This is a genomic window from Leptospira barantonii (genome assembly GCF_002811925.1).
Taxonomy (GTDB): domain Bacteria; phylum Spirochaetota; class Leptospiria; order Leptospirales; family Leptospiraceae; genus Leptospira; species Leptospira barantonii.
In genome coordinates, this window is sequence record NZ_NPDS01000003.1 from 236,598 (window position 1) to 254,635 (window position 18,038).

General features: G+C 42.6%; 17 protein-coding genes. 6 read left to right on the forward strand and 11 right to left on the reverse strand.

All coding sequences use genetic code 11. The features are described 5' to 3' along the window. Positions 1-8: 8 nt before the first annotated feature. The 3 genes from CH367_RS09685 to CH367_RS09695 form a co-directional block, all read right to left on the reverse strand. Positions 9-578 carry a toxin-antitoxin system YwqK family antitoxin gene (locus CH367_RS09685; protein ID WP_100762288.1) on the reverse strand — a complete coding sequence of 190 codons (570 nt, stop codon included), beginning with the start codon at positions 576-578 and terminating at the stop codon, positions 9-11. After that, complete coding sequence (locus CH367_RS09690; RefSeq protein WP_100762390.1) at positions 565-1,458, reverse strand: YHYH protein; 894 nt, start codon at positions 1,456-1,458, stop codon at positions 565-567. The genes CH367_RS09685 and CH367_RS09690 overlap by 14 nt, the downstream gene beginning before the upstream one ends. A gap of 101 nt (positions 1,459-1,559) precedes the next feature. Further along, positions 1,560-2,741: a helix-turn-helix domain-containing protein gene (locus CH367_RS09695; RefSeq protein WP_100762289.1), complete on the reverse strand. Its 1,182-nt coding sequence runs from the start codon at positions 2,739-2,741 to the stop codon at positions 1,560-1,562. 121 nt (positions 2,742-2,862) lie between these two features. Here CH367_RS09695 and CH367_RS09700 point away from each other — a divergent pair, with 121 nt between their 5' ends. From CH367_RS09700 to CH367_RS09715, 4 genes are read left to right on the forward strand one after another with little or no spacing between them, the layout of a single operon-like run. Next, positions 2,863-3,588, forward strand: coding sequence for an ABC transporter ATP-binding protein (locus CH367_RS09700; RefSeq protein WP_100762391.1), 726 nt, complete (start codon positions 2,863-2,865; stop codon positions 3,586-3,588). Between the two features lie 29 nt (positions 3,589-3,617). After that, positions 3,618-5,924 (forward strand): ABC transporter permease, encoded by a 2,307-nt coding sequence (locus CH367_RS09705; protein ID WP_244284535.1) that lies wholly within the window; start codon positions 3,618-3,620, stop codon positions 5,922-5,924. Between the two features lie 2 nt (positions 5,925-5,926). Continuing rightward, positions 5,927-6,799, forward strand: coding sequence for an efflux RND transporter periplasmic adaptor subunit (locus CH367_RS09710; RefSeq protein ID WP_100762291.1), 873 nt, complete (start codon positions 5,927-5,929; stop codon positions 6,797-6,799). Beyond that, complete coding sequence (locus CH367_RS09715; RefSeq protein ID WP_100762292.1) at positions 6,796-7,290, forward strand: hypothetical protein; 495 nt, start codon at positions 6,796-6,798, stop codon at positions 7,288-7,290. The genes CH367_RS09710 and CH367_RS09715 overlap by 4 nt, the downstream gene beginning before the upstream one ends. A gap of 19 nt (positions 7,291-7,309) precedes the next feature. On the opposite strand, the gene CH367_RS09720 is transcribed toward CH367_RS09715, so the two are convergent. From CH367_RS09720 to CH367_RS09745, 6 genes are all read right to left on the reverse strand, one after another. After that, a complete protein-coding gene (locus tag CH367_RS09720) occupies positions 7,310-7,579 on the reverse strand; it encodes a hypothetical protein (protein ID WP_100762293.1) in 270 nt (89 codons plus the stop codon). Next, the gene (locus tag CH367_RS09725) at positions 7,572-8,123 is read right to left on the reverse strand and encodes an RNA polymerase sigma factor (RefSeq protein ID WP_100762294.1); all 552 of its coding nucleotides are present in this window, start codon (positions 8,121-8,123) and stop codon (positions 7,572-7,574) included. Before CH367_RS09725 ends, CH367_RS09720 begins: the two co-directional genes overlap by 8 nt. After that, a complete protein-coding gene (locus CH367_RS09730; RefSeq protein ID WP_100762295.1) occupies positions 8,113-8,550 on the reverse strand; it encodes a Spy/CpxP family protein refolding chaperone in 438 nt (145 codons plus the stop codon). The genes CH367_RS09725 and CH367_RS09730 overlap by 11 nt, the downstream gene beginning before the upstream one ends. Positions 8,551-8,636: 86 nt before the next feature. Beyond that, positions 8,637-9,320: a response regulator gene (locus CH367_RS09735; protein WP_100762296.1), complete on the reverse strand. Its 684-nt coding sequence runs from the start codon at positions 9,318-9,320 to the stop codon at positions 8,637-8,639. Between the two features lie 136 nt (positions 9,321-9,456). Continuing rightward, entirely contained in the window at positions 9,457-10,770 is a 1,314-nt protein-coding gene (locus CH367_RS09740; protein WP_165783256.1) for a GAF domain-containing SpoIIE family protein phosphatase, read from the reverse strand. A 276-nt stretch (positions 10,771-11,046) separates the two neighbouring features. Next, complete coding sequence (locus CH367_RS09745) at positions 11,047-12,333, reverse strand: phosphoinositide-specific phospholipase C-related protein (protein WP_100762392.1); 1,287 nt, start codon at positions 12,331-12,333, stop codon at positions 11,047-11,049. 411 nt (positions 12,334-12,744) lie between these two features. On the opposite strand from CH367_RS09745, the gene CH367_RS09750 reads away from it, so the two are divergent. After that, the gene (locus CH367_RS09750) at positions 12,745-13,836 is read left to right on the forward strand and encodes a PAS domain-containing sensor histidine kinase (protein WP_100762298.1); all 1,092 of its coding nucleotides are present in this window, start codon (positions 12,745-12,747) and stop codon (positions 13,834-13,836) included. Between the two features lie 830 nt (positions 13,837-14,666). Continuing rightward, entirely contained in the window at positions 14,667-15,164 is a 498-nt protein-coding gene (locus CH367_RS09755; protein ID WP_125226114.1) for a hypothetical protein, read from the forward strand. 224 nt (positions 15,165-15,388) lie between these two features. Here CH367_RS09755 and CH367_RS09760 read toward each other — a convergent pair whose 3' ends face one another. Further along, entirely contained in the window at positions 15,389-15,907 is a 519-nt protein-coding gene (locus CH367_RS09760) for a hypothetical protein (RefSeq protein WP_100762300.1), read from the reverse strand. A 14-nt stretch (positions 15,908-15,921) separates the two neighbouring features. Further along, positions 15,922-17,637 (reverse strand): polymorphic toxin-type HINT domain-containing protein, encoded by a 1,716-nt coding sequence (locus tag CH367_RS09765; protein WP_244284536.1) that lies wholly within the window; start codon positions 17,635-17,637, stop codon positions 15,922-15,924. Positions 17,638-18,038 lie beyond the last annotated feature (401 nt).

An 18,038-nucleotide genomic window follows, 5' to 3' on the forward strand; every position in this document is an offset into this window, starting at 1 on the left:
AATTCTTTTCATCTAAATGATTCCGTCTTTCGAATCGGCTCGCAGATTTTACTTCCCGGCAAACCCACGGAACTTCCGTCGGCCGCAATCACGGTGTTCATGTAAATCTGTCCGTGTCGATTCCATTTTTTGGCGACGATCAACTTTCCGTCTTCGTCGAACTTCTCGTAAAGATAGGGTTTGTTGTTATCGTACCATTCCCAACGATCGTTTATATATTTACCGGAACGAAATTCGGAATACATCCGGTTGTTTCCGTTCGGAAACCAGGATCTGTGAATCCCTTCCTTCAAACCTTTTTTGAAGAACCGTTTTTCTAAAACGAAACCTTCCCTGTTTTTGGAAATGAATTCTCCATCGGCGAATCCATTCTTAAACTGAGTCGTTTGAATTTCGCCTAACGCGGGAATTTCATTCTTCAGAAAACCGGTGAACGGTTTTTGTTTATAAAAAACCCGATCCTGAAATTCAATCAGGTTCGGGTCCGTTTGATCGATCGTTTCCCCTTCTTGACAGCCGCTCGTGAAAACGACCGTCAAGAAAATCGAAAGGACGAAAAGAGATTTAGTTGGAAACACTTCCGATGACACCGTAAAAATAAGAACCCATCAGAGTCTTGATCGTTGCGGTCGAATCCAATACGTAGTGATAGTGATAGGTCGGAGTTGAAAAGTGAGTCGTTACCGCGGTATGACCGTGGAGAGAATCCAAGGTCGGAGTAAAATCGTCTCCAGTCGCCGAGGTTCCGTTATCACATTTTTCACCATAAACCGCGTAACCGTCCAAGATGATTCCGATCAAGTTCGCGTCGTTGTTACTGACCTTCGTAACTGCGGCGTGGTGGTGATAAACCCCTTGATTCTGCGGGTGACCTCCGAAGTTGTCGAATGTCATCGCCTCAACGGAAAGATTGTCCGGAGGAGCCGCGGCGTTGTTGAAGATTGCAAGACCGTTCACGGTGATTCCGATCGCCACAAGTCCGCCTTGTGTGCTCACAGTTCCCGTTCCTTTAGCCGGAGTGGAAGGAATTACATAAACCAGTTTTTGAGCGCTGATCGAGTTGGTCCCCGCAGGAGTATTACCGCTCGGAAGAGCCTCGTACAAAGGAGAAGTCGTGCCGTAGTAATAACTTTTCGTGTTCGGAACATTCTGAGATTTGAATACGTAGCTCGAACCGGAAACGAAAGCCGTGGAACATTTGAAGTTATTCTTGATCCAAGACGGAAGAGCGGTATCCATACAAGTCGTCACGCCGGTCACACAACCGGAAGTGGAATCCACGGTCGCGCTACTTTTAGAAACGGTGGTTCCGGTCGTCGCAAGAGTTCCGTTGCAAAATCCGGTAGCCGCGATCAGCCCCAGAGAAGCGATCGTAAGATCGTCATTGCTGTTGGAATCCTTTTTGCAGACTACGAATGAGGTCGTGATCAGTAATATTAGAATCGCTTTTTGAATCATATTTTCTCCTTTTTTTTTCGAACGTCCGGACATGCGAACGCCCTTTTGAATGGCACCTGAGTATAAGGCAAGGGACGAAAATCGTCGACCGAACAAATCGGCTAAGACTCTTTTTTTTGTTTTTTTTCGGCTAAATACAGGGACGGAGTCGTTCCCGTAATTCTTTTAAAGGACTGATTGAACGTGGACTTGGAATTAAACCCGGCGTCAAAGGCCAAACTCAGAACGGCGATTTTTTCTTCATGGGAAGAATCCACAAGCCGAATGAATTCGTTCACTCTATATTCGTTCACAAAGTTGTAAAAATTTGTTTCCAAAATCTCGCTCAGAGCCTGGGTGATATGCGCCCTTGGAAAATTCAAACGATCCGCCAAATGATCGAGGGAGAATTCGCTGTCGAGATAGGGTTTGTCCGTCTTCATATGTTCCTGAACGATTTGAACGTAATTCTTAAGCCTTCCTTCTTCCAAACCGGAACGTTCATACTTTCTTTTTTTGACAAGATCGGAAGAGAAGTTTTGTCCGAGCAACCACGCGGAATGAATCATACTCTGACGGATTCCAAAAAGGGAGAATAGAATCGTAAACACAAGAACGTCCCAACCTCGGATCGAAGGAATCCCGTGCCGCGGCGGTGGTGGACCTTCGGGCGGCGGACCTCCCAACTCCGCGCGCGGTAGAGGCGGAGGACCGTCGTTCCAAAAATAAGAAACACCGTGATACGTAACGATCACAAGAACCAGGACGATCAAAATTTTGAGCCAAGTCCATTGTAGAGATTCAAGAACCGGATCCACATTCTCCCTTTCCACCCGATAAACATTCCAATAACTGAATATAGAATAACCGATCAAAGAAACGAATGTGGAGATTCTCAGGCCCCAACCTTCCCGCCCGAAAAACAAAGAATAGATCGGGTCCGTATCGGGGAGAATTTTTAAAATCAAAAACAACGCGGTAAAAATCAGATAGGGAACAAAATGAATCCAGACCTTCTTTTTAATTCCGATCCCGAGAATGTCCTTCAGATACAAAAAGAACAAAGGCCCGAACAAAAGCTGAGGAATATGAAAAAAATCGAAATAGGCCTTTCCAAAACCTCTTCGAAGCAGATGCGCCAAGTGCAGACAACTCAGGGCCAAAAGAAAAAAGACGAACCATCGATCGAATGAAAATCGGTTTCTTTTAAACCAAAGAATACAGATGGAAAAAAAAGTGATCGTAAACGAAATCTCGGGAATGGGCAAACCCGGATGAGGGTGCGGAGGACCGATCGGCGGCATAAGGAAAGAATATTCTGACCGAATCCAGGATTACAAAACAAAATTCTTATGATCGAAATCAATTTTGAAAGAAATTATTTTTCTTTTCTCTTTCCTAAAAAGGATCATCTTGGCCCCGACGATGACCCAAAAACGGAAAAAATCCGAGATCGTATTTCAAGCCCGCAACATCGGAAAGATATACAAGATGGGCGAAGTCGAAGTTCCCGCGCTTCACTCGGTGGATCTTGAATTGAATTCGGGAGAATTCGTAGTTCTTTTAGGGCCTTCCGGTTCGGGCAAATCCACTCTTTTGAATATTCTCGGCGGATTGGATACACCCACGTCGGGAACCGTAAAATTCCAAGATCAAGACCTATTCTCTTCGGACGATACGAACCTCACTCTTTACCGGAGAAATCATATCGGATTCGTATTCCAATTTTATAATCTAATTCCGAGTCTAACCGCTTTGGAAAACGTTTCTCTCGTAACCGAGTTGAGTTCCGATCCGATGAACGCCGAAGAAGCGTTGGGGCTCGTGGATCTTTTGGAAAGAAAGGATCATTTTCCCGCTCAGTTATCCGGAGGAGAACAACAAAGGGTCGCGATCGCAAGAGCCATCGCCAAAAAACCGAACGTTCTTCTTTGCGACGAACCCACGGGCGCCTTGGATTTTAAAACGGGGAGAATCGTACTCGACGCGATTTCAAAAGTGAACTCGGAGCTCGGAACGACTACCGTTGTAATCACGCATAACGCGATCATCGCGCAGATGGCCGATCGTGTCGTCGAGATGCGGGACGGTTCCGTGATCTCGAACAAAAAGAATTCCCGTAAAAAAAGATCGGGAGAATTGAACTGGTGAAAATTCTCGATCGAAAAGTGTTTCGGGAAATGAAAACCTTGAAGACACAAGGGATCACGATCGCTTTGGTCGTCGCGGCCGGAGTCGGAATTTTTATCGCTTCGAGAAGCGCGTATGATTCTTTGTTTTCCGCGCGGGAAAAATTCTACGCATCCTCTTATTTCGCGCAGGGATTTGTCTCCTTAAAGCGCGCTCCCGAATCGGTCTTGAAAGATCTTTCCGACATACCCGGACTCGGCGCGGCGCGCACGAGAATCGTTCACGAAGCGGTATTAGATATTCCGAATGAAACCTTACCCACCTCGGGAAGGTTCGTTTCCCTGACCGACGGAATCAACGTTCCCTATCTTAGATCGGGCAGACTTCCCAAAGGAGAATCGGAGGTTTTGTTAAGCGAAGCCTTTGCGATCTCCAACAAACTCGTTCCCGGAAACAAGATCGTAGGAATTCTGGAGGGTGAAAAAAGAATCCTCACTGTGGTCGGAATCGCGTTATCGCCCGAATACGTTTATATCTTTCGAGGAACGAACCCGCTTCCGGACGACAAACATTTCGGAATTCTTTGGATGGATCGTAAAGGAATGGAAAACGCCTTCGGGATGATCGGAGCGTTCAACGATGTCGTGTTTACGTTCGCACCCGAAGCCAAAAGAACTTCCGTCTTAAAAAGAATGGATCAGATTCTCGAACCCTATGGAGGATTCGGAGCCTATGATCGGGATAAACTTCCTTCCCATTCTTTTTTGAGGGACGAGTTCAAACAACTGAAGACGATGGCTTATACTCTTCCCATGATTTTTTTGGGAGTCGCGGCCTTTCTTTTACACATCGTTTCCACTCGGATCATCGCGCAGGAACGCGAACAGATCGCGACGCTCAAAGCATTAGGATATTCTGATATGGAAATCGCGGGTCATTACCTCAAGATCATATCCGTAATCAGCGGGCTCGGGTCCATTCTCGGCGTGATGATCGGTTTTTGGCTCGGAGGCGCGATGACGGATCTTTATTCGGAGTACTACCGATTTCCACATTTGAATTTTCGATTCGATCCTTCTTTGGCCTTGATCGGAATCGCCATCGGAATTTTTTCCGGAGCTCTGGGAACCTCGTATTCTATATTCAAAATTCTTAAATTAGACCCTGCGCAAGCGATGCGACCTCCCGTTCCAGCGAGCTTTAAAAAGAATCCGATCGAAACCTATACGAAATTTCTTTCCACTCAATCCAGGATGATTCTTAGAAACTTGACGAGACGTCCCGCAAGAACCTTGATTTCGATCCTTGGAATTTCCACATCCGTAATGATCATGGTATTGGGAATGTTTTCCACGGACGCGGTCAACGCGATGATCGAAATTCAATTCAATCTTTTGCAAAGAGAATCGGTAACCGTTTCCTTTTTAGGACCGGTTTCCAAAACGGCGGTGGACGAATTCAAAAACGATCCGGGAGTTCTTTCCGCCGAAGGTTATAGAATGATTCCGATTCGAATCCGAGTCGGTCATCTCTCCAAAGAAATTTCCTTACAAGGAATTCCGAGCGACGCAAAACTCAGAAGACTCGTTGGAAAAAAAAGAAACATTCTCACTCCTCCGAGTTCCGGAATTTTTTTAAACGCGAACGTCGCCGAAAAACTCGGAATCAAAACGGGCTCGCAGATACAAATGGAAGTCCTCGAAGGAAATCGAAGAAAGATTTCCGTTCGAGTCGACGGACTTGTGGAAGAATTATTGGGCCAAGGCGCGTATATGGATCTTGTCGCAGTAAACCGACTTCTCGGAGAAGGCGAAAGTATAAACCTCGTCGCGCTTCGAACGGACGCAAAGGAAGAATCCAAACTTCTTTCAAGACTGAAGGAAGTTCCGAAAATCTCGGGCATCTCCACAAGAGAAGGAAGTCTGAAAGTTTTTTCGGATACGATGTCGAGAAGCACGCTCGCAACCACGGTGGTTTTATTCATATTTGCGGCGGTAATTTCGATCGGAGTCGTCTACAATACGGCTATGATCTCGCTTTCGGAAAGAATTTTCGAACTCGGCAGTTTAAGAATATTAGGATTTACTAAAGAAGAAGTGTTTCGCATCCTCGCCGGAGAATTGGGTTTCGAAATTCTCGCGTCCTTACCGATCGGATGTGTATTGGGTTACTCTTGCGCCTATCTTCTGATGAACACGGTCGAAACGGAAGGTTTCAAAATTCCTTTGATCATCTCCTATCGAACCTATGTCATCGCGATTTTTACGACCTTGGGAACGGCGGTTGTAAGCTACGTCATACTCTATTCTAAGATAAAAACGATGGATCTTCTCAGCGTATTGAAGATCAGGGAATAATCATGGATTCAAAAGAAACGTTCAAAAAAATCTTCTCGGATCGAAGGTTCAGAATCGGCGCGATCGTTCTGATCGTGATCTTCTTCATATGGTTCTTACTCAGACCCAAACCGGTCGTTTCGGAAACCGCAAAGGTGATTCGAGGAACGTATCAACAAATCGTCGAAGAGGAAGGAATCACGAGGGTTCAAGAGAAGTTCACGATCTATTCTCCCGTAAGCGGAGTATTAAAAAGAATTCACAAACACGCGGGAGAATCCGTAAAAAAGGGAGAATTACTCGCGGTCGTCAAATGGGATTACGATCGATCGGTGACGTCGCCTATCAACGGTAAGGTGCTAAAAGTTCTCAGAGAAAGCGAAGGTCCGATCGAAATGGGAGGCCCTCTTCTCGAAGTGGGAAACACCGATCAGATGGAAATCGCGGTCGAAGTTCTCACACAAGAAGCGGTTCATCTTCATCCGGGCAACTCGGTCGAAATCGAAGGATGGGGCGGAGAAAAACTCGAAGGCAAACTCAAACTTGTGGAACCCGCGGCGTTTACGAAAATTTCCTCCTTAGGCGTGGAAGAACAAAGAGTACGAGCCATCGTGGATTTTAATCCGCCTTCGGAAATGGGAGAAGGGTTTCAAGTTCGCTGTAAAATCGTAAGCGAAAAAAAGGAGAATCGAATCATCGCGCCGACCGCCGCCTTGTTTCGCGAAGGAGAGGATTGGTTCGTGTTTCGGGTAACGAAGAATAAGGCGCAAAAAACGAAAGTTACTTTAGAGGCGAGAAGCGGAGATAACGCGTTGATCGGCGAAGGCCTTTCCGAAAACGATGAAGTGATTTTGTTTCCGGGAGAGGGAATCACGGAAGGGGTGAAAATACGATGATTCGTTTCGTTTTACTTTTGGTTTTATGGACGACGCCGTTCGCAATTCTCGCGGAAGAGATCCATCGTAAAAACTGGATGCAACATCCTTCCATATTAGAAATCCGTAAACTATATGATACGATCGAAAAGGAGATCCGGGAAAAAAGATTGAGCGCGCAAAAGAAAACGTTCGAACCGGATTCACCGATCTTAAAAACGATCTATAAGAAAAATCGAAATCAAATCCGCAAATACGTGGAAGAAGCGGGATCGGAGGATTCGAATCTGATCGCGTCGTATTATTACGACGATCGGAACGTATTACGTTTTATTTTTGCGGAAGGCGGAGCGGTGAACGGATCGTTGATGGAACACAGAGTTTATTTCGATTCTCAAGGAAAGAAAATCTGGGAAATTCAGAAATACGTCAAAGGTCCCGGTTATACGTTCCCGAGCGAATGGCCGGAGGAAAAAATCATCCGAGATCCTTCCGGAAATTTCGAAAAGTAATCTTACGAAAACGCGCCGATCATTTATTCAGCGCGCTTTCCAACTCCTCAAAAACTCCGATGCTCAAAAGATCGGAATCCCTCATGTCCATGTCGGACTCTTGAAACCAAAAACCCGCATACGCGCTCAGTCCCAAAAACAAAACGAGAGAAGCGCCTAACATACGTTTGTTTCTCGTCTCTTTTTTATCTCTTCGAATCACGTTCGACGAGATATTTTTGATCCAATCCTGATCCTTTTTTCTTTTTAGGATCTCTCCCTTCATAGGAGAAGTGTTCTTATTAGTCATAAAATTTCTCCTTAGCTCCGACTCGTTTCATCATCTCTTTTCCTCTGGCCGCTCTCGACTTGACGGTTCCGGGTTTTACACCCATCGTTTCCGCGATTTGTTTTTCGGAATAACCCGCAAGATAGAATTCGAGAACCCTTCTGTATTTATCGGGAATTTTTATTAAAAGAGAGCGCAACATCCCGATCACTTCCTGAGAATTCTGTTCGGAATATTTCGAATTTCCGTTCACGTTAGAATGGCCCGTAAGGAAGTCTTCCTCTTTTTTCGACTTGGCCAGTTTCTCCGCGCGCTCTTCTTCTCTTCGCAGTTTATCGTTCATTCTCAAGGATTCGTTTCTGGCGATCGCGTACAACCAAGTACTCAGTTTTGATTCTTTACGAAACTGATCCTTCTTCAATGCTTTGTACGCGCGAAAATAGGTTTCTTGAGCAACGTCGTCGATTGCGTAAGAAAACCTCTCTGCGAGATTTTTTTCTATCGCAGAGAGGACAATGTCCCGAGTGGAACTAACGATTTCTGTAAATTCGTTTTCAGTCATCATGATGACGGTGTTTCTGTTGAAACTCTGTAATCAAATCCACTAGTTTATTTCTTTGTTCCGGAGTAAGAACCGCATGAAACTCGATCGCTTTTTTAGTCATGAATGTTCTCATCTCAGTCATCTTGTTCATCTCAAGTTCGAACGACTTGTTTATTTTTTTCTCATCCAAAGCGGGCTGACGAAATTCGGCAAGCGCTTCGGCGGGAATTCTCGGTCCTTGCAATTTCAGATCTTTTCTTTTAGCAAGAACTTCGTCCTTGATGCGGTTGAGAATTTGTTTTTGAGAATCGTTCAGATCCAGTTCCGAAGTGATTTTCTTAACCACAAACTCAGCTCTTTTTTCGGGAGATTTGTAATATCTACAACCCCCCGCAAACAATGCGGCCGCTACAAGAATCAGACCGGAAACTTTTAAAAATCCTTTCATTGGATTCCTCCCATTTTCTAAACCTCTGACCAAAAGCTAAAAACGAGGTTCCAATTTTTTTACGGAAGTTTGAAAGGAAGTTCGGATTAATGTTCTGCCTGAATGATGATGTCTTCTTTTCTGATTTCGTATTTGATCGCCAAACGATCGCGAAGATTGGAAAGTAATTGTCCGCCGTTCTTAAAATAAAAGAATTCGGGATTCACTTTGATCAGGACGCTTCTGAGAGAAGGAAGTTCCTTTAGGAAAAAAGAAATTTCTTGAACGAGCTTTTCGACGCTTTTGCCGTAAGGACACCCTTTCAGTTCGATTCCAACGCCTACTCCCTGATCCGCTCCTACAAACGGAAGAATTTCGAACGGATAAGCCTTTTTATCGATCAAAGAATCCAACGCGATTCCGAGAGCGTTGCAGATTTTTTCAAGCAACACGTGCGTATCGATCGGTTTCAAAAGATAAGCGACGAGTCTTTTATTATGAGCCGCTTGAATGATCGTATCTCTTTCGTTGCTTACGGTAAGAAAGATGATCGGAGTTGTACGATTGGTTTCCGGAATTCTTTCCAAAAGATCCAAACCGCTCAACTTCGGCATACGGTTGTCCGTAAGAATGAGGTCATAACGCGTCTTTCTCAGTTTGATTTCCGCGGCGATCCCGTCGACCACGTGATCCACGTCGAAGTTGTATCTTTCCAGATGGCGGATCAAAAGTTCCGCGTTGCTTTCGTCGTCTTCGGCCAATAATAAAGAATAAGTTGCGGCAACTTTCATAAAGTCGTATTCCCCCGGAATGACGTTTACACTTCTATACCGACTATTTTTTTTGACAATGCTTTTAGAATTCGATCCGGGGGTTTTGCTTCGCGGCCGACGCCGGAAAATAAACCGAAAAAGACGTTTCGGTTTATTAGGAAAAAGGAATTCTTCTTTCGAGAGCGAGAATCGTAAGATCGTCCATAAATCCGTCGTGGGCGGTTCCCATAAAACGATTTACTTCGGAGAATACGGTTTCGCAGAGTTCGTTTAACGTTTTGTTTTCGCTGGAATCCAAAAGCGCAAGAAAACGTTCCTCGGTGAACATCTCCTTACTTTCGTTAAATGCTTCTATGATTCCGTCCGTATACAGCACAAGTCGGTCGCCCGCGTCCAAGTGAAACGGAATCGTTTCGAGTTTGAGCGGAATCAGATCGGTGAGCAACGCGCCGGTTCGATTGAATACCTGGGGTTTTTTGCCGTTTTTCAACAACACGGGAGGACAATGACCCGCATTCGTCATTCTCCCTTCCCCGGTTTTGACGTTCAGCGTTCCGAGAACGGCAGTGATAAAATGACCCGCGAATTTTCCGAAAAGGGATTCGTAGATTTGAGTCAAACCATATTCGGGATCTTGAATATAATATCTCCAATTGGAATAGGACATCTTGACCATGGAAGCGAGAAGCGCCGCCGAAACACCGTGACCGGAAACGTCGCAGATAAAAAATCCGAGAGTATGATTCTCCTCGTCGTAGAGAAAATCCACGAAGTCGCCTCCGAGTTCCATCATCGGAGTATAAAGATATTGCAGATCCAAGTATGGTGATTTGGGAAGAACGGAAGGAAGAAGCGCGCCTTGAATCCGTTTGGCCATCTTGATCTGATGTTCCAATTCTTCCTTTTGATTCAGAATGATTCTCGTTCTTGCCTTCACGGTGTGTTCGAGACGTTCATTCGCTTTTTTTAATTCGTCTTGGGCCTTCTTTCTTTCCACGGCTTGAAAGATTCTCGGGATCATATCCGCGAGCGAACCCACGAATGTTTGTTCTTCCAAAGTCCAGAAACGTTTTTGACCGACTTGTTCGTTGCAGATGATTCCGAGAAGTTTGCCGTCCATGAGGATCGGCGCGTCGAGCATCGAGGAGATGTTCAAAGGGATCAGATAATTTTGAGCGAACTCGCGAGTGCTTTCGTCGTTCACCGCGTCGTCGGCGATGATCAATCTTTGACTTTGAAGCACTTCGAAATAATGGGGAAAATCTTTTTGGAACAATTCCATTCCGGAGTTATGAGAATTTTCGGAGAGAATAAAAAGATCGAGGCATTGGATGGAAATTTTAACTTCCTTATAAAACCAGATGCTACATCGTTCGCAGTTCAACGCCCTTGAAATGGCTTCGGTAAGAACGTGTAACGCCGCGTTTAAATCTCCGCTGTCGATCACGGGATTTTTTGCCAAGGACATCAGCTCCCTGTTAAAACGACGTAGAGTGTCCTCCTTGGTTTCAATCGTATCCGGTATCATCGAGTTTATTTGAAGAGCGATTTCGCTTAAATCCTGAAATTTAGGTCATCAGACTGTCATAAAAATAATAATTTTCCATCTATTTTTATCCTCTAAATCAATTATTTATGTTCGGTTTAAAAAGCCGAAAGGCTTCAAGAAACGATGAGAATAAAAAAAAGGACGGATTCTCATCCGTCCCGGGAATAGATTTTTAAAAGAGTGACGTGCGATTTATCAGTTGCCTGGAACCCAATTCCCTTCCGAATATTGATCGGTTAGATTGATCCAAAGATCGCCGGCTCCGACCGAGTTCTTAGCTTCCAAAAGTTTTTTGTTTTCGTAAGGAGTCAGCGGCGCTGAAAATTTAAAGCGACCTGCGGTTTCGGAAGAACACTGAGCGTTTCCGGATCCCCAGGAACCGCTACCGGAAGTAACGAACCAATTACCGGAAGAATCCTTACAAGAGAAACGATTCGAAGCGCTACAGTTGAGATCGTTCCATCTTCCGTTGCTCCAAAGAACGGCGCAGTTTTCATTTCCGGCCCAGTTGTTCGGTTCGGAAGCGTTCCAGGACCAGATCGCTTGTTTTGCAAAATCCGGATCGAATTGATCGATGCCAAAGACGTTGACTTCGCAGGAAAGCATGGAAGCAATATTAGCGTTTGTGAATGAACCGCTTTCTTTTACACCGTCGTAAAAACCGAAGTAGTTCGTGGTATCGTTGAAGAAACGCACCATCGTAGAATTGTAAGTGGCTCTCGAGTAATTACAATCCGGATAACCTTTAAAATCCTTCGGACTGCTCGTAGTCGATCCGAAGAAAATTCTTTTAAAGTAACCGCTCCACTGAGAATCGTAACAACCGTTGCTCATCAGAAGAATTCTTTTATTGGATGCGACCATATCACCCAACTTCGGCATATTCTCGGGAGAAGGAACGTCCGAACAACTGCCGGAGTAACGATACAACCAAGGATCGAGATAGTCCTTCAACGTTTGAAGGGCTTCCGAAGAATGACCGTCGATCTTATCTTCTATATAAAGAACCAATACTTCGTTGCGGTTTGCGGAATTGGAAACCCAATCGCGAACCTCCTCCAAACCTTTGTAAAAAGGTCTGTCGAAAACGTTACAACCCACGTGACTGTCCTGACCGTGACAAAGAAGAAGTTCTTTGCGAGCGTGTGTGCCAAGAGTCCAATGAATGTCCAATTCGATAAAACGCGCCCCTAAACGAAGTTGTTCACCGATGGAATATTTTTGATTCGGGAACGCGTAAGAAAAAAACGGACCCGCATAAGACTTGCTGTTGTATGAGTTGTGGGTTCCGTAAAAAAGAGCCCGATGCACCGGAAGGTTCGCGTTGACCTGAGTTTTTCTTTGAATGGAAAGAACCTTATTCTCGAAAGATTTTTCGAAAACGTCGATCGGATTTTCTACCACCGCGCCTCTGCTTGCGTAAAGATTTCCCACGGTTCCCAATAAGAAAGAACCGATGAGAATCGTTAAAATTCTCTTCATAAGTTTCACCTTTTTATGTTTTGCTTTTCCTCGAACGAGGAATTTCACTGAGGCAGGATCTTAACGGAAGGGCGTTTCAAAGGACTTATATTCCGCTTACAAAGATTCGTTTTTTCGCGCGGAGAAACCGAAATAAAAAAGAATCATAATTTTTGAATGTGTTTGGGAAGAATGAAGAAACAAATGCGAGCATATACTCGGGTTGTAAGATTCGTTCTTCCTTAAGGCTTCCATCGTAAAGTATGTTCGTTTCATATTTGCGTCGAACTTTTGACACAGATCGAATTTCGTTTTTAGGCAAGGAAATTATTTTTTTATTTGGAGAATCTTATTCATAGAGTATACTATTAGACATTCTTTATATTAGAAAGATTCGAACAACGTTTTCGAATCGGATGCGGATTTTAAAAGATGGAATTGATTCAGGAAGCTTTAGACAACATCGGCGATAAAATACGTTTTGTGGAATTTATCCCCTGCCCCGTCTTGCTCTCACAGGTCAAAGAAGACAACTTTCAAACCCTTTATCTCAATCGAAGTTTCCGCGAATTGATCGGTTATAAAATTCAGGAAATTCCCACCTTGGACGATTGGTTTCTCCAAGCCTACCCGGACGAGGTTTATAGAAGCGAAGTAAAAACGGACTGGTGGGCGGGAGTTCATCACGGAAGAACCAGCGGCCGGCACAGCACTTCGATGAAGGCGAAAATCAGAACCAAATCGAACGGAGAAAGATGGTTTCACGTTCGCAGTACCGAGTTCGGAGAATTGAACGCGGTTGCCTTTCAAGATATCCACGACCTAGAAACTTCGAACCTCGAATTGGCTCACAACAATTCGACTAAGTCGCAACTTCTTTCCATTCTCGCGCACGACTTAAGAACTCCTTTGATCCAAATTATCTCGCTCATTTCCCTGTTTAAAAACGAAGAAATTTCCGCCACGGATCTTTATCCGTATCTCTCCAAGTTAAACATACAAACCTATCTTACGATCGACTTGATCGACAACACATTGAACTGGGTCAAAGCGAATTCGAAAAACATATCAGTATGCAAAAGTTCTTTTTCGCCCGTTCCCATCATCGAAGAATTGACCGCGCTCTACAGCGACTTTATCAAACTGAAATGTATTCGTGTCGAAATGGATTTAGATGAGAATATTCTAATATTCAGCGATCGCGAAATTTTCAAAGTGATCGTTAGGAATCTTTTTATCAACGCGCTTAAGTTTTCAAAACCGAACGGAACCGTTTTTCTAAAAGCGAAAGTAATCTCGGATCAACAACTGATCTCGATCATCGACGAAGGTATAGGCATGTCTCCTCAGGAACTCGAAAAGGTTTTTTCCAAGGAATCTTATTCTTCCCCCGGCACGTTAAACGAAAGCGGCGCGGGACTCGGAGTCAAACTCTGCAGAGATTTTTCAAGATTAGTGGACGCGGAGTTTCGTTTGGAAAGCGAGAAACACAAAGGGACTTGTGCAAGTTTGCTTTTCGGTTGATGTAGGGTTCTGCCGCGCCCGATCCTTCTCTGAAATAAAATTCGACCGAATTTGTGGGCCGAGTTCTCCGTTTCAGTCAAGTTGTTGCGTTTTTCACAGGCGTTGAATTTTCCGATTTCGCGATCACTTGACTCCGCATCGATCCCAATCGTGACCTTGCGAAAAATTTAGTCGTTTGAAAAATTTCATAATGAAATGTTTCCACCTCCTAAAAAAGTAATAAACATGAAACGAACGTAACTATTCTCAAATAAATTCAAAACTGAATCATTTTCTTTGATTCTTTCTTGTTGTACGGCGCCGCTCCGTAATCAAACCCGAACATATCCTAGGTTTTATCCACTTCATCCAAAACCAAGAAGTCAATGCTTCTAAGGTTTTTATTTAAGAAAGCACTCATAGAGCGCAGGTAAATTCCAAAGAACAAAAAAGATAAAAACAATAAATTAAAGAGAAATAATTTAAAATGCAAGAAACTCCGAATCAAAAAATCCAAAGCGATTCTTATCGTTGCCTGCAATTACCAACAAACGTTGGCAATGAATTTACGATTTCGCTTTTATCCGTTCTCACTTTCTTGACAGACATAAAATTTGAATTTTTCTAAATAAAAATAATCGGAAATTACGATCCGAATTTTCCGAGATAGATAGATTTCATAAACTTGAGTGTAGCTGAGATTCATCTTTCTCAATCAATCCCATTCAAATAATAATTAAAAGTGATTCGCATTTTCTCATTACAAAAAAGACAAAGATCCGACATTAAAAAAACTTGACCAACCTTCGCCAAATCGATGTAATATTTTAAAATTCATGGAGATTTTTAAAATGAAATTAGTTAAAAAAATTGGAGTCTGTCTCGTTCTGATCAGCCTTCTTTCTGTGTGCAAAAAAGACGATAAGGACGATAGCACTACAAATCTTGCTCTGCTTTTAGCACTTACTGGCGGAAACACTTGTGCATATACATCATCCGGAGTTACGCTTCCGATTGCTTCCATCTCTGCAACTCAAAACGGTGGAGGGCAAACAATCAGCTTTACGACAACTGGTACACTTGGTTTGGGAGCGATTCAAATTGCATCCGCACCAGTAAATAGCCTTGGATTGATTACAGCAAATTCAGGTACGCTTTCGGTCGTAGTGTATAAAGGAAATTGTCCCCTCTCCACTTCTAGTACACTTGCCGTTGCTGGTGTAGATTATACGTTTGTATCTGGATCTTCCACGGTTACAACCACAGCGCAAATCAGATTTAACGTTGCAGGAGCCTACACGATTATAGTAACTGCAAATAATGGAACTGGTGGATTTCAGTTAAATTAATAAGAGACATTTTGTTACGAGTGAAAAACCCGGGTCGAAAGACACCGGGTTTTTTTATTTGCGTGAAAGGTTTATAGCGTTATTATCAATATTTTATTAGTCTCTTCCCAATTCGTATAGCACAAATAAAACATTCTATTCAGAAATTAGTTATCTTTTCTCGTAAGAAACCGTTAGTTAAATATAAATATTGTTCCAAACAGACAAATTAAAGAGACTCATTTTTATTGTTTCTTGTTTGGGCAAGGTAAACGCTTATATTCAATTTTCCATCGAAGTTCATTATTATCCGCATAATTCTCTTCCGTGAGTATTTCTAATTTAGGATAATATGACAAATGATAATTATAAGCCGTACCTCTTCCATTTTTAAATGGTTCGAAATCTATATCGAAGAATGATCGGCCTCGAACAGTCAGCCATCTGTAACTTTTTATTGCATGAAAATCATAGTAAATTTCCCACTTATCCGAAGATTTCCATCTTTCTTTTATTAAAAATTTAATAGGATATTGGCACATATCAATAGTATCATCTCTCTCCTGTTTATCGCCTCTTGGCTGAAAAATCATCTTACCTCGCCAGATCCCACGCAATTCTTGAGGAACTGAATCCAGAATCTTTTTTTCTTTTAGCAATTCTTCAAATGTTTTACCTTCATTACCATGGGCTGATACTGAAGAATATAAACTTATGACCATCAAATTTATTAAAGCGAAAATACTCTTGGATAAATTTTTCATACTTTTCTCATTCCTCACGGCACAAAATTACAATAATTATAGCCCGGCTTTGAGGTACAATTTCCACCATTATATGTATCCATTATTTGTCTAGTATTCAACAACTGACCATTCGATCCCCTATATTCTTGATGCAAATGGTCGTCATAATTTATCATTCCACCACGCCTTCCCAAATATTCTCCACCACGCACAACTTGTCCTGGAAAAATATAGGAAGCGTTACCTGAAGTATGTAATGTCAATTGAGACTCCCTTCCCTCAAAATTAACTCCTAACCCATTACGACCATTATCATTAAATCTTATTTGCCCGGGTCTAGAACTAAATATATCTTTAGTATTCGTCGATGCATCAATGGCATCATGCCTATCAAGATGTCTTTCCCCATGAAAAGGCATATCTAACATTCCTGTTGAGTAACTGGAAGCCGCGTTATGAACCGGATCATTAACTACGTTAATATGTGCAGGCGGGTAATATCCATTCGGCAATCTTTGAGTAGAAGCACCTTCCTGTGTCGAAATTCTATAGGTTTCGTAATCATTCGTTGAATTATAATTAGAAGTTCTATCATAGGCCCCCATGTAAAAATTTCCATCAATACCATTTTGATGCATATTTCTAGTAACACTTACAGAAACATTATTCGTCGCTCCTTGTCTAGTTGTTGTAGCAGTATATAATTCTGATCTTCTCACATTTCCATCCGGTGTCTGATAATCACTTCGACTGATATATCCGGAAGTAAACAATCCGTTGTCTCCATAAAGTTTATTGCCGATTACTTCACCTTTGGCGTTCGTTTTCGTTTCAGAATGATATATTACGGAACCATTCGCGCCCACAGTTTTTTCTCCATCAGTCTTTCTATTTCGACCATTACCACTCCATATATAATTATCTTCATACCTATTACCAGATGTATCCCACCGATAACTCCGCTCATGGGCATACTTCTTACCGTCATCACCTTCGACCTGAGTGATATGTACATATTCTAAACTTCCATCGGAACGCCTGCGTTCTTGATATTCTTTTCCACCATAAACATCGAAACCTAAGACTTTGTTGGCTCCGAGAATCAGTTGTTTCCCAGTATATTCCCCTGAACTACCATCCCAAAGTGTTTTCTTGTAACCTAAGCCTGCATTATGAACCAATATACCATCTTCAGTTACAAAGTAAGTATGAGCATTCTCTACTTGAAAATTGTAAACAGTTTCTTGACCTGAAATAATCTGAATAGAAGCAATAGAGGTAGTTGTGCCATTTGATAAAACTGATTTATCACCAATCAATAACTTATATGCTTCTACCCAACCTTTATCTTCAATATAAAATGGATGTGTGCTGGTCGTTTCAACCACTCTACCATTCTCGTAAGTAAGTTTATATATTCTATCAGTCTTTCGAATATATGTTTCTACTACTCTGTTAAACTCAAGTTCATCGGTTTTTTCGTTCCAAGAAATAACCGCATCCCCAACCTGAATTTCTTCGATCTTCTTCAGACCATCCTTCGTATGGACTAACGTTCCAGCAACAAAGCAAGTTCTCTGTTTGAATACCATCTCACCGGTTTTTAGATCTTTCTCCATCCAACCTGCGTCAGAAGAAAAGTTACCACTTAGCTGATCTGCAAAATCTGTAACGGCTCCCCAAAGTCTTTCACTGGTCTCATTTCTTGTCGAATGCTGAGTTTTACCAGTCGCTATAGTTTGAACCAAAGCTTCCTTTTCTGTATCAGAAAGTTTTGCCCATTAAATGTAACCAGTACAGTAGCTGTACTAAATACGGATTATTCCATTACTACAGGAAGCTTAACTAATATTACTGCCACAACAAATATCAAGTTGATCCAGGATCCTGTGTTATTTTGGTTCAGATTTCAAACGGTGCACAGGCAACTGTACAATACGGCCAATAAGCAATAACTAACGATTGAGAAAATTAGTTAGGGTAAAACCCGGTCTTTTTTTAAGGTCGGATTTTTTATTTTTATGAACTTAACGTAATTTTTCAAAATGTATTGAAATTTAATGAGGTAAATTATGGCATTATAAAGCAGAGAATATAGAGATTATCATGCGAAGATATTTTTAGTGTAAATACAGTTTCAGAATATAAT

Bases quoted from the DNA above. Each gene is read 5' to 3' on its own strand.
- CH367_RS09705 (WP_244284535.1), top strand. From the start codon at position 3,618: ATGAAAACCTTGAAGACACAAGGGATCACGATCGCTTTGGTCGTCGCG.
- CH367_RS09745 (WP_100762392.1), bottom strand. From the start codon at position 12,333: ATGAAGAGAATTTTAACGATTCTCATCGGTTCTTTCTTATTGGGAACC.
- CH367_RS09740 (WP_165783256.1), bottom strand. From the start codon at position 10,770: ATGTCCTTGGCAAAAAATCCCGTGATCGACAGCGGAGATTTAAACGCG.
- CH367_RS09730 (WP_100762295.1), bottom strand. From the start codon at position 8,550: ATGAAAGGATTTTTAAAAGTTTCCGGTCTGATTCTTGTAGCGGCCGCA.
- CH367_RS09725 (WP_100762294.1), bottom strand. From the start codon at position 8,123: ATGATGACTGAAAACGAATTTACAGAAATCGTTAGTTCCACTCGGGAC.
- CH367_RS09755 (WP_125226114.1), top strand. From the start codon at position 14,667: ATGAAATTAGTTAAAAAAATTGGAGTCTGTCTCGTTCTGATCAGCCTT.
- CH367_RS09720 (WP_100762293.1), bottom strand. From the start codon at position 7,579: ATGACTAATAAGAACACTTCTCCTATGAAGGGAGAGATCCTAAAAAGA.
- CH367_RS09715 (WP_100762292.1), top strand. From the start codon at position 6,796: ATGATTCGTTTCGTTTTACTTTTGGTTTTATGGACGACGCCGTTCGCA.
- CH367_RS09710 (WP_100762291.1), top strand. From the start codon at position 5,927: ATGGATTCAAAAGAAACGTTCAAAAAAATCTTCTCGGATCGAAGGTTC.
- CH367_RS09760 (WP_100762300.1), bottom strand. From the start codon at position 15,907: ATGAAAAATTTATCCAAGAGTATTTTCGCTTTAATAAATTTGATGGTC.
- CH367_RS09700 (WP_100762391.1), top strand. From the start codon at position 2,863: ATGACCCAAAAACGGAAAAAATCCGAGATCGTATTTCAAGCCCGCAAC.
- CH367_RS09750 (WP_100762298.1), top strand. From the start codon at position 12,745: ATGGAATTGATTCAGGAAGCTTTAGACAACATCGGCGATAAAATACGT.
- CH367_RS09690 (WP_100762390.1), bottom strand. From the start codon at position 1,458: ATGATTCAAAAAGCGATTCTAATATTACTGATCACGACCTCATTCGTA.
- CH367_RS09735 (WP_100762296.1), bottom strand. From the start codon at position 9,320: ATGAAAGTTGCCGCAACTTATTCTTTATTATTGGCCGAAGACGACGAA.
- CH367_RS09695 (WP_100762289.1), bottom strand. From the start codon at position 2,741: ATGCCGCCGATCGGTCCTCCGCACCCTCATCCGGGTTTGCCCATTCCC.